The sequence below is a fragment of the Aurantimonas sp. DM33-3 genome (genome assembly GCF_014334315.1).
In the GTDB taxonomy this organism is placed as follows: Bacteria; Pseudomonadota; Alphaproteobacteria; order Rhizobiales; family Rhizobiaceae; genus Aurantimonas; species Aurantimonas coralicida.
In genome coordinates this window covers 164,604-179,666 of sequence record NZ_JACSGS010000006.1, presented here as the reverse complement: position 1 = coordinate 179,666, position 15,063 = coordinate 164,604, and the positions used below count along the sequence as shown (strand labels likewise).

The following is a 15,063-nucleotide window of genomic DNA, read 5'->3' as shown; positions in this document are numbered from 1 at the left end:
TCCTTCGGGGAAGCGATGGCGTGGGTTACCCCTCGCGCGGCCTGCACGCAACAGGATGGAGGCGGCGAAAGCGTGTCGCGACGGGCAAAACCCGCAAAGATATGCAGAAAAGACGATAGGTCTTCGGCTCGCTTGGAGCCTCAGCTCTCCGCCGACCGCGCACCGAACAGCCGTTCGGCATAGCGCGCGATCTGATCGACCTCGAGATTCACCCTGTCGCCGGCTTTTCGCGCGCCCCAGGCGGTCACGTCCAGCGAGTGGCGGATCAGGAGAACGTCGAAGCGGTCGCCGTCGACGCCGTTCACCGTCAGCGAGGTGCCGTCGAGGCAGACGGAGCCCTTGCGGGCGATGAAACGGCTGAGCTCGCCGGGCGCCTGCAGGGTGAAGCGGACAGCCTCGCCCTCCCCGGTGACGGCGACGATCTCTGCCTGCCCGTCCACGTGACCCGAAACGAGATGGCCGCCGATCTCATCGCCGATCTTCAGCGACCGTTCGAGATTGAGGGCGCTCCCCTCCTCCCAGCTTCCGGCCGTGGTCAGACGCAGCGCCTCCTCCCAGGCCTCCACCTCGAACCAGCGGTCGGCGTCGCCCGGCTGGGGCAGCGCCGTCACGGTCAGGCAGACGCCCGAGCAGGCGATGGATGCGCCCAGCGCGATCCCGGCCGGGTCGTATTGCGTTGCGACGCGAAAGCGGCGACCGGCGTCGAGGCGCTCGGTGCGGACGATCCGGCCGACGTCGGTGACGATTCCGGTGAACATCAGGCGGCCCTTCTCTCGAACTCGTACCAATGGTCGTCGCCGAAGCGATATTCGCGGACCAGGCGGAAGAGGCTGCGCGCCGTGGCGACATCGATCGGCGCGCGCACGCCCTCCTCGCCGATCTCCACGGGCCCCTGCACCAAAATCAGCCGGTCGACGAGATCGCTGTCGAGGAAACTGGCGCCGGTCTCGGCACCGCCCTCCACCAGCACGCTCGCAACGCCCGTCGCCGCCAGATCCTCCAGCAGTTCGGGCAGTGCGATGCGGCCGGTCTCCGGATCGGCCTCGCAGGCGATGAACTGCACGCCCTGCCGGGCCAGCGCCGCCCGGCGTTCGGGATCGGCGCTGGCGAGGGTGGCGATCAGCGTCGGCGTCTCGGCGGCGGTGCGTGCGATGGTCAGCTCCGGCGGGGTCCGCAGCCGCGGATCGAGCACGATGCGGTTCGGCGACCGGCCGGCCATGCCCGGCAGACGGCAGTCGAGCCGCGGATCGTCTTCCTGCGCGGTCCCGGCGCCGATCAGAATCGTATCGTGGCGGGCCCGGGCCAGATGGGTCTGGGCGTCGGCGACGGCCCCGGTGATCTTCACCTGGCCGCCGCCGCGAATGCCGATCCGGCCATCGCGGGACAGCGCCATCTTCAAAAGGATTTCCGGCCGGCCCGCGCCGTGACGGGTCAGATAGCCCGAGATGGGCGCGGCGGCCTCGGCGGCCATGACGCGCGGCGTGACCGACAATCCGCCGGCCCGCAGGATCGCGTGGCCGCGGCCGTCGACTCGCGGGTCGGGATCGGCCGCCGCCGAAACGACGCGCGCGATTCCCGCCGTTACCAGCGCCTCGGCGCAGGGAGGCGTGCGGCCGTGATGGGCGCAGGGCTCCAGCGTGACATAGGCGGTGGCGCCGCGCGCAAGCTCACCGGCTTCGGCGAGCGCGCCCGTCTCGGCATGCGGCCGGCCGCCGATCGCGGTGACACCGCGCCCGACGATGCGCGGGCCGGTTCCGTCGTCGCGCACGATCAGCGTCGCGACGGACGGGTTGGTCGCCGTGCGTCCGACATGGCGCTGGGCGTAGCGGATGGCGGCCGCCATGAAGCGCCGGTCCACCTCGGTGGCCGGACGTTCGGGGCTCGTCGAAGTGCCCTGCCCGGTCACGAGGATGGCTCGTCGGGCGTGGTCTCGTCCTCGTCGATCGTGGCCGGGCCATCGCCGCGTCCCAGCTCGCCGATCAGCGACTGGAAATCGCGGGCCTCGCGGAAATCGCGATAGACCGAGGCGAAGCGGACATAGGCGACGTCATCGAGCCCCTTCAGGGCTTCCATGACCATCTCGCCGAGCGCTTCGGACCGCACTTCCTGTTCGCCGGACTGCTCGAGCCGGCGCACGATGCCGGAGATCAGCCGCTCGACCCGGTCGGGATCGACGGAGCGCTTGCGCAGCGCCACCTCGACCGAGCGCGCCAGCTTGTCGCGATCGAACGGCACCTTGCGGCCGGACTTCTTCAGCACCTGAAGCTCGCGCAGCTGGATGCGTTCGAAGGTCGTGAAGCGGCCGTTGCAATCGGGACAGACCCGCCGGCGCCGGATCGTGCCGCCATCCTCGGCGGGGCGCGAATCCTTCACCTGACTGTCCTGCGAGCCGCAATAGGGACAGCGCATGGCACCTCTTCGATCTTGGAAGCGATCATGCGTGCCGATGGCCGGCGCGCATGATCCCTGGCTGGGCCGTGCCGGCCCGGGCGGCTGTCAGAGGCCTTCGTAGATCGGGAACCGGTCCGTCAGCGCGACGACCTTCTCCTTCACCGCAGCCTCGACGGCGGCGTTGCCCTCTTCGGAATTGGCTGCCTTCAGGCCGTCGAGCACCTCGACGATCATCCGGCCGACCTCCTGGAACTCCGGCACGCCGAAGCCGCGGCTGGTGGCCGCGGGGGTGCCGAGCCGGATGCCCGAGGTCACCATCGGCTTCTCCGGGTCGTTGGGCACGCCGTTCTTGTTGCAGGTGATGTTGGCGCGGCCGAGCGCCAGCTCCGACGCCTTGCCGGTCAGGCCCTTCGGCCGCAGATCGACGAGCATCAGATGGGTGTCGGTGCCGCCGGACACGGTGTCGACGCCGCCCTCGCTCAGCGTTTCCGCCAGCGCCCGTGCGTTCTCGCAGACCGCCCCGATATAGGAGCGGAAGCCCGGCGTCAGCGCCTCGCCGAAGGCCACGGCCTTGCCGGCGATGACGTGCATCAGCGGTCCGCCCTGCAGGCCCGGGAACACTGCCGAGTTGATCTTCTTGGCGATCGCCTCGTCATTGGTCAGGACGATGCCGCCGCGCGGCCCGCGCAGGGTCTTGTGGGTCGTCGAGGTGGCGACATGGGCGTGCGGGAACGGGCTCGGGTGGAGACCGGCGGCGACGATGCCGGCGAAATGCGCCATGTCGACCCACAGATACGCCCCGACCTTGTCGGCGATCGCCCGGAAGCGGACAAAATCGATCTGCCGCGAATAGGCCGAACCGCCCGCCACGATGATCGCCGGCTTGTTTTCGACGGCCAGTGCCTCGACCTGGTCGTAGTCGATGAGGCCGGTCTCCAGATCGAGACCGTACTGCACGGCGTTGAACCAGCGGCCCGACAGATTGGGCTTGGCGCCGTGGGTCAGGTGTCCGCCGGCGTCGAGGCTCATGCCGAGCAGCGTATCGCCCGGCTTCGACAGGGCAAGCAGCACCGCCTGGTTGGCCTGGCTGCCGGAATTGGGCTGCACATTGGCGAACTCGCAGCCGAAGAGCTGCTTCACCCGGTCGATAGCCAGCGTCTCTACGACGTCAACGAACTCGCAGCCGCCATAATAGCGCCGGCCCGGATAGCCCTCGGCATATTTGTTGGTCAGCACCGAGCCCTGCGCCTCGAGCACGGCGCGCGACACGATGTTCTCGGACGCGATCAGTTCGATCTCGTGGCGCTGGCGCGACAGTTCGTTGCCGACGGCGCCGAAGATATCGGGGTCGCGGTCGGCCAGCGAGGCGGTGAAGAAATCGCCGAACTCGCGCGACGCATCGTTACGAATGGCCTGGCTCATGATGGTCTCCTTCGGGCGGCGCGGCGACCCGGCGGGGTCCTGCCACGAGATGGCTGCGCCAATACCATAGCCGCTTGCGCAGCACCAACGGCGAAAGGCCGCGCATGAAAAAGGCCGGGCGCATTGCTGCACCCGGCCCGCATGTCGTCGCGTTGGCGTGGCTCAGTAGCCGTCGTCGCCGCGGGCGTAGGGGTTCTGCTGGTTCGGCGCATAGGCCGTCGCCGTCAGTTCGCTCATCGCCAGCTGCTCGACGCCGTCGCGGTGATAGATGTCGTCACGGAACTGCACGACCGTCGGGTCGGTCGCCCAGGCGGTGATGTAGGTGAAATGCACCGGCACCGGATTCAGAAGGTCGATGTCCTGGCGCTCGCGGGCGGCGATCACCTGCTCGATGCGCTGGCGATCCCAGCCCGGCACGTCGCGGGCCAGCCAGACGATCAGGTCGCGCACGTTCTGCACGCGCACGCAGCCCGACGATTCGAACCGCATCAGCTCCGAGAACAGGCTCTGCTGCGGCGTGTCGTGCATGTAGACCGCATGCGGGTTCGGGAAGTTGATCTTCACCGACGCCATGGCGTTGATCTTGCCCGGATCCTGGCGGAACAGGTACTTCACCGCCTCTTCCGTGTTCCAGTCGATCGTCTGCGGCGGGATTTCCTGACCATTGCCGTCGAAGATGCGGATGGCGTTCCGCTCCAGATAGGTCGGGTCCTTCTGCATCAGCGGGATGATGTCCTTGCGGACGATCGACACCGGGGCATGCCAGTACGGGTTCAGGTTGAGATTGGTGATGCGCGAGTCGAGGATCGGCGTCTGCCGGTCGACCTTGCCGACGACCGCCGTATGGCGCTGCACGACGCGGCCATTCTCGACGGCCTCGATCGAGGCGGCCGGAATGTTGACCACGACGTTGCGCTGGCCGAGATCGGTGGCGAGCTTCTCACGAAGACGCTGCAGATTGGTCTGCAGCTGGCCGAGACGCAGGTCGGCGCCGACATTCATCGCCTTGTAGGTGTGCCCCGAGACGACGCCGTCGGCCGGAAGGCCATGACGGGCCTGGAAGCGCTTCACCGCCGCATCGACATAGGTATCGAAGGCCGGGGATCCGCCGGCATTGTTGCCGAGGTCGCCGGCGATCGCCAGGCGCTGCCGCAGGACAGGCACGGTCTGCGACTGCACGCCGATCTTCAGCGTCTCGCCTTCCGGCACCATCGGCCAGCCACCACCCTGCACGATGGCGGAATAGCTGTTGATCGCCTCCTGCAGCGAATAGATCGTGTTTTCGGAAAACACCGGGGAGTTCGAGGCGACCTGACGGACGTTGGAGCCGCGCGTGTCGAACTGATCGTCCCAATTGCCGCGAGTCGGCGCCTGCAGCAGTTCGCCGAGGGCGTTCTGCGCAAAGGCGGCACCGGGCAGCATCGCTGCACTGGCGGCCGCCGTGCCGAGCACGAAGCGACGGCGGCTGAGCCGCTTGCCGTTGCACGCGTCGTTGGAAATCGTCATCGAAACTCCTCGTGGATATGCACGTCCCTGCAGAACCTAGCCCGTCATGGTAAACGGAAGCTGACGGGTCTTGCCGGATTCGCCCGCTGACCAAGCGTTACAAGCTCGTAACGCACTCCAATATGGCCAAAGCATGAAGCCGGAAGTCCGCCTGGCGCGGCCTTGCGGGCTATCGCCGCGACCCGTGCCCGAACGGCCACCGGGCTCTCCCGCGATTCACGCAAGCGTGAAGACAAACGCTTGGCGCCACAGGGCTTTTCCTGCCGCCCCGGACAGCAGGGGCTGGAAAGCGCACCACGTGCGCCCTATAACTCATGCACGGATGATACGCTGCGATTCGATGGTTGCCGCCCTGCCTTTTCGCAGGCGCCGCGCGCGCTCGCCGCGACACGTCTTTACAGGCAACTTGCCGCCGCCAGATCGGCGCAAGTTCAATGCAGTTGATATGATGATGATCTGCTTTGCGCGCGCCGGGATGGCCTGCACGCCGAGCGGAACGAGAGAGGAACCGGCTCAATGATGGAAGTGCTCCGCGAAAGACTCGCCGAACGTTCGATGCTGCGCGGCAGCGACCCCTCGGGCACCCAGACCGGGACGATCCCCTATGCGGTGGTCGGCGACCAGCCGGTCTTCCTGCTGATCACCTCGCGCCGGACCGGCCGCTGGATCTTTCCGAAGGGCTCCCTGATGGAGGGCCTGGCCCCCTGGGAGAGCGCCGCGCAGGAAGCCTTTGAGGAAGCCGGTGTCGAGGGCCATGTCGAACAGGCCCCGCTCGGCACCTACCGCACGCTCAAGCGCGGGCTTCGCCAGACCAAGGTCCTCGACGTGACGCTCTATCCCCTGCGGGTCGAGCAGCAGCACGACGCCTGGCAGGAAATGCGCCAGCGCTACCGCCATTGGGCGACCTTCGGCGAGACCCGCCGCCTGCTGACGGAAAAGCCGGTCGTCGAGCTGACCGAGAAGCTCTACCGCCGGCTGACCGCTAGCTGACGACCATCGCCGACATGGCGAGGTAGAGCAGCGCCGAGAGCAGAGCTGCCGCTGGCACCGTGATCACCCAGGCGGCGGCGATGCCGAACAGGTGCTGACGCCGCACCAGACGCCGCCGCTCCCGCTTCTGGAAATTGGCGATCGCCTCCTCCGGCGTCGCGTTCAGCCGCGATGTCTTCAGGAACAGCGTCCGCGGCTGCACGCCGGGATTGACCAGCCCGCGGTTCGACTTGAACTCGCGCAGGAAGCCGACGCCGAAGATCGCGCCCACCGCGATATGGGTCGAAGACACCGGCAGGCCGAGGCTCGAGGCCAGCAGCACCGTGATCGCGGCCGACAGGGCGACGCAATAGGCGCGGATCTCGTTCATCTTGGTGATCTTCTCGCCGACGGTGCGGATCACCCGCGGCCCGAACAATGCGAGGCCGACGGCGATGCCGATCGCGCCGATCGACAGCACCCAGAGCGGCAGGACCACCTGCCCGTCGGCGGTCGATCCCGACGTGGCGGTCGCCACGATCGCGGCCAGCGGTCCGACCGCATTGGCGACGTCGTTGGCGCCATGGGCAAAGGACAGCAGCGCGGTCGCGAAGATCAGCGGCGGCACGAACAGGCCGCTGATCGTCTTGATGCGGCTGTCCATCCCCGTGGAACGCCGGCGGATCCAGGGCCGCGCGACGAGCCAGCCGACGATGGCGAACGCCAGCCCGCCCGCCAGCACATGCATCGGCTCCGGCGTCCACAGCCGCTTCAGGCCCTTGGTCATCAGATACATCGCGAAGATGCCGGACATCAGCGCCACCAGCACCGGCACCCAGCGCCGGGCCGCCGCGAGACGATCCTCGCGGTTGAGAATCAGGGTCTCGACCAGTGCCAGGAGCAGCGCCGCGATGCCGCCACCCAGCGCCGGCGAGATGATCCAGCTGGCAACGATCGCGCCCAGCATCGGCCATGCGACGATCCCGGCGCCGGCTGCCGCGACGCCGGAGCCGACGACGCCGCCGACAATGGCGTGGGTGGTGGAGATCGGCGCGCCGAAGACGGTCGCGAGATGAATCCACAGGCCGGCGGCCAGGAACGCCGCCATCATGATCAGGATGAAGTCGATCGCCTCCATCGCCGCGTGCGGCTGCAGGAGATCGCGGGAGATCGTGCTGACCACGTCGCCGCCGGCGATGATGGCGCCCGCGCCCTCGCAGACCGCGGCGATCGCCAGCGCACCGGCCAGCGTCAGCGCCTTCGACCCGACCGCCGGGCCCATGTTGTTGGCAACGTCGTTGGCGCCGACATTCAACGCCATGTAGCCGGCGATCACCGCGGCGATGACGACGAGATAGGTCAGCGGACCATCGGCCACGAAGACGCTGGCCAGCGCCATCGCCCCCAGAAGGAAGAGCACCGCCATGCCGGGCGCCGCAACCGAGCGGGCCGAACCGTAGGTGGCCGTTTCCAGCGAAACGACCTTTTTCAGATCCTTGTCGAGGGCGCTTTTCGGCATCTCTTGAAGACTGCTCCGTCACATGATGTCGGGCGCCCTTAGCACATGTGCTCCGCGATGCACGCCGCGGCTCACGATGCCAGCGCCGCTGTCGCACAAGCGCCACGGCGTCTTGGCCGGCCTCGCCTCCCCGATACGGCAACAGCCGGCAGGGTCGCCTGCCGGCTGCCGCTTCAAGGCGAAGAACGGTGGCGCTAGTCGGACTTGTGTTCCGGCTTGCCCTTGCGCTGGGTGGACGCCATGTCGTCGAGCTCTTTCTCGCTCATCGATTCGTACATGCCTTTCGACGCACCCTGCAGATCGGAGACCTTGGTGTCGCCGCGCTTGGCGGACAGGGCCGCGCCGGCGGCCTTCTGCTGTGACTTGGACTGAGCGGGCATGGATACCTCCTCGAGTTGCCTCGACCGCGAAACGTCATGGCGTCGATGCCGTTCCCGACCACCGCCATCCGGTGGGCCACCGATCTGCGGAAGGGCGGGCGCGTGAAATCGATGCGTCCCGCCTCACCGCAGCCGGAACGAAACGGCGCGCCGTGCGTCGTCGAAGCACCGCCGATCGCCAAGCGTACTGAACAGCTACCGCCGAGCCATAATGATCCCAACACGCTTCTTCGACCGTGACGTCGTGTCCGTGGCCCGGGACCTGATCGGGGCGACACTTGTCGTCGACGGCACCCTGGGCGGTACGATCGTCGAGACCGAGGCCTACGACCAGCAGGACCCCGCCTCCCACAGCTTCAAGGGCGCGACGGCGCGCAACGCCGCAATGTTCGGCGAGCCCGGCCGGGCTTATGTCTACCGCTCCTACGGCATCCACTGGTGCCTCAATTTCGTCTGCGAGGCGCCGGGCAACGCCAGCGCCGTCCTGATCCGGGCGATCGAACCGACGCTCGGCCTCGACGCCATGGCGGAGCGGCGCGGCCTCGCCGACATCCGCAAGCTCTGCGCGGGTCCGGGGCGACTCACCCAGGCCCTCGGCATCACCGGCGCGCAGGATGGCTGCCGGCTCGACGCGCCGCCGTTCCGGCTGGAGCCGGCAGCCGCATCGCCGCAGATCGTCGTCGGGCCGCGAATCGGCATCACCAAGGGCGCCGAGACGCCGTGGCGGTTCGGCCTCGCGGGCTCCCGCTTTCTCAGCGCCCGCTTTCCGGTCGACGCCCGACCGGGCAACCCATGAACCGATTGCGGCCCCGTCACGGGCCACCACCTACACGTGACGGATCGCCGCCGGCACGACACCGGCCGACGAGTTGCGTTGCGCCGCCCGATGACCGACCCTCGCGCGGCGATTCCCGGAGACGATGATGCAGCAAGAAGGACGCCGGTCCGCCGGGCCGGCCAAGACCGATCCCCTGTTCGACAGGAACGGCCCGACGCAGGCGACCAATGCCGGCGCGACGGCCGATCCGCGCGAGATGCTGCGGACGGTCTTCGGCCACGCGGCCTTTCGCGGCCAGCAGGAAGCGGTGGTCGACCAGGTCGTCGCCGGCGGCGATGCCGTCGTCCTGTTCCCGACCGGCGCGGGCAAGTCGGTCTGCTACCAGATCCCGTCACTCTGCCGCCCGGGCGTCGGCATCGTCGTCTCGCCGCTGATCGCGCTGATGCACGACCAGGTCGAGGGCCTGCGCCAGGCCGGCGTCAACGCTGCCTCCCTGAACTCGTCCATGAGCGACGAGGAGCGCGACACGGTGCGCGCCGACCTTCTCGCCGGCAGGCTCGACCTTCTCTACGTCACGCCGGAGCGGATCGTCAGCGAGGGGTTCCGGCGCACGCTGTCGCGTGTCCGCATCGCCCTCTTCGCCATCGACGAAGCCCATTGCGTCAGCGCGTGGGGTCACGATTTCCGGCCCGAATACCGGCTGCTCGAAACCCTTGCGGACGATTTCCCGTCGGTGCCGCGGATCGCCCTGACCGCGACCGCCGATCCGACGACGCGGGCCGACATCATCGAGCGCCTGCGGCTGACCGACGCGCCGGTCTACATGACCAGCTTCGACCGGCCGAACATCCGCTACGCCATTGTCGAGCGCGACAACCCGAAAAAGCAGCTCCTGTCGTTCCTGGAACGGCACGAAGGCGCCAGCGGCATCGTCTACTGCCTGTCGCGCCGCAAGGTGGAGGAGACGGCGGCCTGGCTCAACACCCAGGGTATCCGGGCCCTGCCCTACCATGCGGGTCTCGATGCCAGCGTGCGCGCCGCCAACCAGGCAGCCTTCCTCAACGAGGAGAATCTCTGCCTCGTCGCGACGGTGGCCTTCGGCATGGGTATCGACAAGCCGGACGTGCGCTTCGTCGCCCATCTCGACCTGCCCTCGTCGGTCGAGGCGTATTACCAGGAGACCGGCCGCGCCGGGCGTGACGGCCAGCCGAGCGACGCCTGGATGGCCTACGGCATGCAGGACGTGGTGCAGCGCCGGCGGATGATCGATCAGGGCGGCTCGGAGGAAACCATCAAGCGGGTCGAGCGCGCCAAGCTCGACGCCCTTCTCGCCATCTGCGAGACGGCCGACTGCCGCCGCGCCGCCATCCTCGCCCATTTCGGCGAGCACCATGAGGGGCGGTGCGGCAATTGCGACACCTGCCTGTCGCCGGTCGAGACCTGGGACGGCACCGAGGCGGCGGTCAAGCTGCTCGCCGCCGTCTACCGCACCGGCGAGCGGTTCGGCTCGGGCCATGTGATCGATGTTCTCACCGGCAAGGCGACCGACAAGGTCGTACGCGCCGGCCAGGACGGCATCCCGGTCTTCGGCGCCGGCAAGGATACCGAACAGCGCGTCTGGCAGTCGGTCGCCCGCCAGCTCACCGCATCGGGCCTTCTGACCATCGACCACGCCGCTTTCGGCGCCCTGAAGCTGGGCGAGGATGCCCGCGCCGTGTTCCGCGGCGAGCGCAAGGTGATCCTGCGCAAGGACCGGGTCCGCAAGGCCACCCAGTTCCGCCGCAGCGACCATGCGACGGAAGGGATGGACGAGACCGCCGCGACATTGTTCGAGGCGCTGCGCCAGGAACGGCTGCGCCTCGCCAAGGAGCAGCAGGTCCCACCCTACATGGTGTTTTCCGACGCCACCCTCAGGGCCATGGCCGAGCGGCGACCGCACGATGCCGACGCCTTGCACGCGGTCCCGGGGGTCGGTCTCGCCAAGCTGGAACGCTACGGCGACACCTTCCTCGCCGTCATTGCCGATGCGGCTGAGCGCGCCTGACGGCGATATTTCGCCGTCGCATGTGCGATCATTTGCTGGTAAATCATTCGCGGAAAACAGCTATCGCGCGAGCGGAGGATGTAAAACGCATCCTCTGCCGCTTGCGCGTGATGCCGTTTCCTTTACATATTCCGCAATCCGAACATGTCCAAGCTGAGACCACCATGGGTAAATACCGAGACCACCGCGACACGCGCCGCCGCGGATTCGATGATGACGGCGCCTTGCCGGCGGAGCGGGATGCCGAGCCGAGCTACTTCCAGCGCTCGTCGCCCGCTGGCGGGTCCGGCGGATCGCTGCCGTCCGACGCCGAAGTGATGTGGTTCAACGCCACCAAGGGCTTCGGCTTCGTGAAGGCCGCCGACGGCACCGAGGCATTCCTGCACGTGCGGGCCCTCGAGGCGGCCGGCGCCAGCGCCGACGGCGTGACCGAAGGCACCCGCCTCACGGTCCGGATCGACCAGGGCCAGAAGGGCATGCAGGTCACCGAGGTGCTCTCGGTTGCGGCCGGCTCCGGCAACCCCGCACCGGCACGCGCCCGTCCCGCGCCCCAGCGGCAGGGCGGCGGTGCTCCCGGCGGTCCCGAGGAAGAGGCCACCGGCACGGTCAAGTGGTACAATGCCGACAAGGGCTTCGGCTTCATCGGCCTCGACGACGGCGCCGGCAAGGACGTCTTCGTCCATGCCACGGCCCTCAACCGCTCGGGCCTGACCACCCTCGCCGACGGCCAGAAGGTCACCGTCCGCTTCGTTCAGGGCAACAAGGGCCCGGAAGCGCGGACCCTCAGCGCCGACTGATACGCCGCGGGGCGGGCCTTCCCGCCTGCCCCGCCGCCAGCCGTCCGCAGCGCCATGCCGCGCGGACCGCACTCTGCCAGCGGCGCCCTGGCCGCTCCAGCCATGCGGCCCTGCCGCACTTTCTCTCCGATTTCTGACTGCAAGCCACGACGCCGGCTTTCGCACGCTGTGCGATGCCGGCCCTGAAACGCAAAACACCGGTCAGGCTTGTCGCCTGGACCGGTGTCTTTACGTTCGCACTGCTGCGGCCGCGCGGGCCGCGCCAGGACTTACTTGTTGTTGACGGCGTCCTTGAGACCCTTGCCGGCAGCGAATTTCGGCACGTTGCGGGCCGGGATGTCGACCTCGGCACCGGTCGAGGGGTTGCGGCCCTTGGAGGCGGCGCGATGCGACACCGAGAAGGTGCCGAAGCCGACGAGGCGGATGTCGTCGCCCTTCGCCATGGTGGCCTGCAGCGTGTCGAACACCGCGTCCACTGCGGAGCTGGCGTCCTGCTTGGACAGGTCAGCCTTCTCGGATACGGCGGCGATCAGTTCATTCTTGTTCATGGATACCCTCCTTTTATCGTTCGCGCATCTTAGCGATCCGTGAGTACGGCCGCGTACCTTCGCGGATGATACAACGTTCTGCAACGCCAAAGCCCCTGTTTTCAGGGCTTTGGGGCAAAAAAATGCCGCCGACGAGCGGCGGCATTACTAACAAGATGTGAAGGTGAGCCTAGTGGGCAACAGCCGTGGCGCCGTTTTCCACCAGCGGCTGACCGGACATCGGCTCGTCCACTTCCGACCATTCGACCGGAGTCGGCATCTCGATCAGCGCGTGCCGCAGCACTTCGCCCATCCGCGACACCGGCACGATCTCCAGCCCGTTCTTCACATTGTCCGGGATGTCGGCCAGATCCTTGGCGTTTTCCTGCGGAATCAGCACCTTCTTGATACCACCACGCAGCGCCGCCAGGAGCTTCTCCTTCAGACCGCCGATCGGCAGGACCCGCCCACGCAGGGTGATCTCGCCGGTCATGGCGATATCGCGGCGCACCGGAATGCCCGTGAGCACCGAGACGATGGCCGTGGCCATGCCGACACCGGCGGACGGACCGTCCTTCGGCGTCGCGCCTTCCGGCACGTGGACGTGGATGTCCCGCTTCTCGAACAGCGGCGGCTTGATACCGTAGTCGAGGGCCCGCGACCGGACATAGGAAGCCGCAGCCGAGATCGACTCCTTCATCACCTCCTTGAGGTTGCCGGTCACCGTCATCTTGCCCTTGCCGGGCATCATGACGCCTTCGATCGTCAGCAATTCGCCACCGACCTCGGTCCATGCCAGCCCGGTCACCACGCCGACCTGATCCTCGGTCTCCGCCTCGCCATAGCGATAACGCGGCACGCCGAGATAATCCGACAGATTCGCGGCCGTGACCTCGATCTTGCTCTCCTCGCCCTTGAGGATCTTCGTGACGGCCTTGCGGGCGAGCGTCATCAGCTCGCGCTCAAAGTTCCGCACGCCGGCCTCGCGGGTGTAGCGACGGGCGATCTCCTGCAGCGCATCGGCGCTGACGGAGAACTCCTCGGGCTTCAGCGCATGGTCGCGGATCGCCTTCGGCAGCAGGTGCCGCGACGCGATCTCGACCTTCTCGTCCTCGGTGTAGCCGGCGATGCGGATGATCTCCATCCGATCCATCAGCGGTGCCGGGATGTTCAGCGTGTTGGCCGTCGTCACGAACATGGTCGAGGACAGATCGTATTCGACCTCGAGATAGTGATCGACGAAGCTGGCGTTCTGCTCGGGATCGAGCACCTCCAGAAGCGCCGACGACGGATCGCCGCGGAAGTCCTGGCCCATCTTGTCGATCTCGTCGAGAAGGAACAGCGGGTTGGTCTTCTTCGCCTTCTTCATCGACTGGATGACCTTGCCGGGCATCGAGCCAATATAGGTCCGCCGGTGGCCCCGGATCTCGGCTTCGTCACGCACGCCGCCCAGCGCCATGCGCACATATTCGCGGCCGGTCGCCTTGGCGATCGACTTGGCGAGCGAGGTCTTGCCGACGCCCGGAGGGCCGACGAGGCACAGGATCGGCCCCTTCAGCTTCGACTGGCGGCTCTGCACGGCCAGATACTCGACGATCCGTTCCTTGACCTTCTCGAGCCCGAAATGATCGGCTTCGAGAACATCCTCGGCCTTCTTCAGATCGACCTTGACGCGCGACTTCACGCCCCAGGGCAACCCGAGGATCCAGTCCAGATAATTGCGCACGACCGTCGATTCGGCGGACATGGGCGACATCTGCTTCAGCTTCTTCATCTCGGCGGCGACCTTCTCGCGCGCCTCCTTGGAGAGCTTGGTCTTCTTGATCCGGTCTTCCAGCTCGGCCATCTCGTCGCGGCCGTCCTCGCCGTCGCCGAGCTCCTTCTGGATCGCCTTCATCTGCTCGTTCAGGTAGTACTCGCGCTGGGTCTTCTCCATCTGGCGCTTGACGCGCGAGCGGATGCGCTTCTCCACCTGCAGAACCGAAATCTCCGATTCCATGAAGCCGAGGGCCTTTTCCAGCCGCTCGCGCACGCTGATCATCGCCAGCATGTCCTGCTTCTCGGGAATCTTGATCGCCAGATGCGAGGCGACGGTGTCCGCGAGCTTCGAGTAGTCCTCGATCTGGCCGGCAGCCCCCACCACTTCGGGCGAGATCTTCTTGTTCAGCTTGACGTAGTTCTCGAACTCCGAGACCACCGAACGCGCCAGCGCCTCGATCTCGACCGGGTCTTCCTCGGTCTCCTCGATCAGGCTGGCGGAGGCCTCGTGCCACTCGGTCCGCGGCGAGAAGCTCTCGATCTTCGCCCGGCCCATGCCTTCGACCAGCACCTTCACGGTGCCGTCCGGGAGTTTCAGGAGCTGCAGCACGTTGGCCACGGTGCCGATCTCGTAGATCGCATCCGCGGTCGGGTCCTCGTCGGAGGCGTTCTTCTGGGTCGCAAGCAGGATCTGCTTGTCGGCACCCATCACCTCCTCGAGCGCCTTGATCGATTTTTCGCGGCCGACGAAGAGCGGCACGATCATGTGCGGAAACACGACGATGTCGCGCAGCGGCAGAACCGGGTACAGAGCCGCCCCGGCGGCACCCTGGCGTTCTTGCATATCAGACATGGTATTCCTTTCTACGGCATCCTCGCCGTGTTCGGCCACCGATCCTGCGCCTTCTTCGAAGCGCGCGGGTCCAGCGCCATCACGACCGTAATGTGGGCGTCACACGCCTGCTATTCAAG

General features: G+C 67.4%; 13 protein-coding genes. 4 read left to right on the top strand and 9 right to left on the bottom strand.

Annotated features, from left to right (window positions below):
* Positions 1–140: 140 nt before the first annotated feature.
* The 5 genes from H9Q09_RS10800 to H9Q09_RS10780 form a co-directional block, all read right to left on the bottom strand.
* Positions 141–758, bottom strand: coding sequence for a riboflavin synthase (locus tag H9Q09_RS10800; protein ID WP_187391020.1), 618 nt, complete (start codon positions 756–758; stop codon positions 141–143).
* A complete protein-coding gene (gene ribD / locus H9Q09_RS10795; protein ID WP_348646297.1) occupies positions 758–1,906 on the bottom strand; it encodes a bifunctional diaminohydroxyphosphoribosylaminopyrimidine deaminase/5-amino-6-(5-phosphoribosylamino)uracil reductase RibD in 1,149 nt (382 codons plus the stop codon). The genes H9Q09_RS10800 and ribD overlap by 1 nt, the downstream gene beginning before the upstream one ends.
* Entirely contained in the window at positions 1,903–2,409 is a 507-nt protein-coding gene (nrdR, locus tag H9Q09_RS10790) for a transcriptional regulator NrdR (RefSeq protein WP_187391018.1), read from the bottom strand. Before nrdR ends, ribD begins: the two co-directional genes overlap by 4 nt.
* A gap of 87 nt (positions 2,410–2,496) precedes the next feature.
* Positions 2,497–3,813, bottom strand: a complete 1,317-nt coding sequence (glyA, locus tag H9Q09_RS10785; RefSeq protein ID WP_187391017.1) for a serine hydroxymethyltransferase — start codon at positions 3,811–3,813, stop codon at positions 2,497–2,499.
* Between the two features lie 162 nt (positions 3,814–3,975).
* Positions 3,976–5,319 (bottom strand): L,D-transpeptidase family protein, encoded by a 1,344-nt coding sequence (locus tag H9Q09_RS10780; protein ID WP_187391016.1) that lies wholly within the window; start codon positions 5,317–5,319, stop codon positions 3,976–3,978.
* Positions 5,320–5,835: 516 nt separating this feature from the next.
* Here H9Q09_RS10780 and H9Q09_RS10775 point away from each other — a divergent pair.
* Complete coding sequence (locus H9Q09_RS10775) at positions 5,836–6,309, top strand: NUDIX hydrolase (protein WP_187391015.1); 474 nt, start codon at positions 5,836–5,838, stop codon at positions 6,307–6,309.
* On the opposite strand, the gene H9Q09_RS10770 is transcribed toward H9Q09_RS10775, so the two are convergent.
* Complete coding sequence (locus tag H9Q09_RS10770) at positions 6,302–7,807, bottom strand: inorganic phosphate transporter (protein ID WP_187391014.1); 1,506 nt, start codon at positions 7,805–7,807, stop codon at positions 6,302–6,304. The two genes, H9Q09_RS10775 and H9Q09_RS10770, sit on opposite strands and share 8 nt — an antisense overlap.
* Before the next feature lie 194 nt (positions 7,808–8,001).
* Entirely contained in the window at positions 8,002–8,187 is a 186-nt protein-coding gene (locus H9Q09_RS10765; RefSeq protein WP_024351429.1) for a DUF3008 family protein, read from the bottom strand.
* Between the two features lie 211 nt (positions 8,188–8,398).
* Between H9Q09_RS10765 and H9Q09_RS10760 the strand changes: the two genes are divergently transcribed.
* The 3 genes from H9Q09_RS10760 (at position 8,399) to H9Q09_RS22670 (ending at position 11,806) form a co-directional block, all read left to right on the top strand.
* Positions 8,399–8,983, top strand: coding sequence for a DNA-3-methyladenine glycosylase (locus tag H9Q09_RS10760; protein WP_187391013.1), 585 nt, complete (start codon positions 8,399–8,401; stop codon positions 8,981–8,983).
* Between the two features lie 238 nt (positions 8,984–9,221).
* Positions 9,222–11,009, top strand: a complete 1,788-nt coding sequence (gene recQ, locus H9Q09_RS10755) for a DNA helicase RecQ (RefSeq protein WP_244401141.1) — start codon at positions 9,222–9,224, stop codon at positions 11,007–11,009.
* A gap of 164 nt (positions 11,010–11,173) precedes the next feature.
* On the top strand, positions 11,174–11,806 hold the full coding sequence (locus H9Q09_RS22670; protein WP_024351432.1) for a cold-shock protein: 633 nt from the start codon (positions 11,174–11,176) through the stop codon (positions 11,804–11,806).
* Between the two features lie 269 nt (positions 11,807–12,075).
* Here H9Q09_RS22670 and H9Q09_RS10745 read toward each other — a convergent pair whose 3' ends face one another.
* Together H9Q09_RS10745 and lon are read right to left on the bottom strand one after the other, a co-directional pair.
* A complete protein-coding gene (locus H9Q09_RS10745; RefSeq protein WP_281414915.1) occupies positions 12,076–12,438 on the bottom strand; it encodes an HU family DNA-binding protein in 363 nt (120 codons plus the stop codon).
* Positions 12,439–12,523: 85 nt separating this feature from the next.
* The gene (gene lon, locus H9Q09_RS10740) at positions 12,524–14,944 is read right to left on the bottom strand and encodes an endopeptidase La (protein ID WP_081651953.1); all 2,421 of its coding nucleotides are present in this window, start codon (positions 14,942–14,944) and stop codon (positions 12,524–12,526) included.
* Positions 14,945–15,063: the final 119 nt, after the last annotated feature.

What these genes read in the sequence shown, in the direction of transcription:
- H9Q09_RS10800 (WP_187391020.1), bottom strand. Translation starts at nt 758, where the DNA reads ATGTTCACCGGAATCGTCACCGACGTCGGCCGGATCGTCCGCACCGAG.
- nrdR (WP_187391018.1), bottom strand. Translation starts at nt 2,409, where the DNA reads ATGCGCTGTCCCTATTGCGGCTCGCAGGACAGTCAGGTGAAGGATTCG.
- glyA (WP_187391017.1), bottom strand. Translation starts at nt 3,813, where the DNA reads ATGAGCCAGGCCATTCGTAACGATGCGTCGCGCGAGTTCGGCGATTTC.
- H9Q09_RS10780 (WP_187391016.1), bottom strand. Translation starts at nt 5,319, where the DNA reads ATGACGATTTCCAACGACGCGTGCAACGGCAAGCGGCTCAGCCGCCGT.
- H9Q09_RS10775 (WP_187391015.1), top strand. Translation starts at nt 5,836, where the DNA reads ATGATGGAAGTGCTCCGCGAAAGACTCGCCGAACGTTCGATGCTGCGC.
- H9Q09_RS10770 (WP_187391014.1), bottom strand. Translation starts at nt 7,807, where the DNA reads ATGCCGAAAAGCGCCCTCGACAAGGATCTGAAAAAGGTCGTTTCGCTG.
- H9Q09_RS10765 (WP_024351429.1), bottom strand. Translation starts at nt 8,187, where the DNA reads ATGCCCGCTCAGTCCAAGTCACAGCAGAAGGCCGCCGGCGCGGCCCTG.
- H9Q09_RS10760 (WP_187391013.1), top strand. Translation starts at nt 8,399, where the DNA reads ATGATCCCAACACGCTTCTTCGACCGTGACGTCGTGTCCGTGGCCCGG.
- recQ (WP_244401141.1), top strand. Translation starts at nt 9,222, where the DNA reads ATGCTGCGGACGGTCTTCGGCCACGCGGCCTTTCGCGGCCAGCAGGAA.
- H9Q09_RS22670 (WP_024351432.1), top strand. Translation starts at nt 11,174, where the DNA reads ATGGGTAAATACCGAGACCACCGCGACACGCGCCGCCGCGGATTCGAT.
- lon (WP_081651953.1), bottom strand. Translation starts at nt 14,944, where the DNA reads ATGTCTGATATGCAAGAACGCCAGGGTGCCGCCGGGGCGGCTCTGTAC.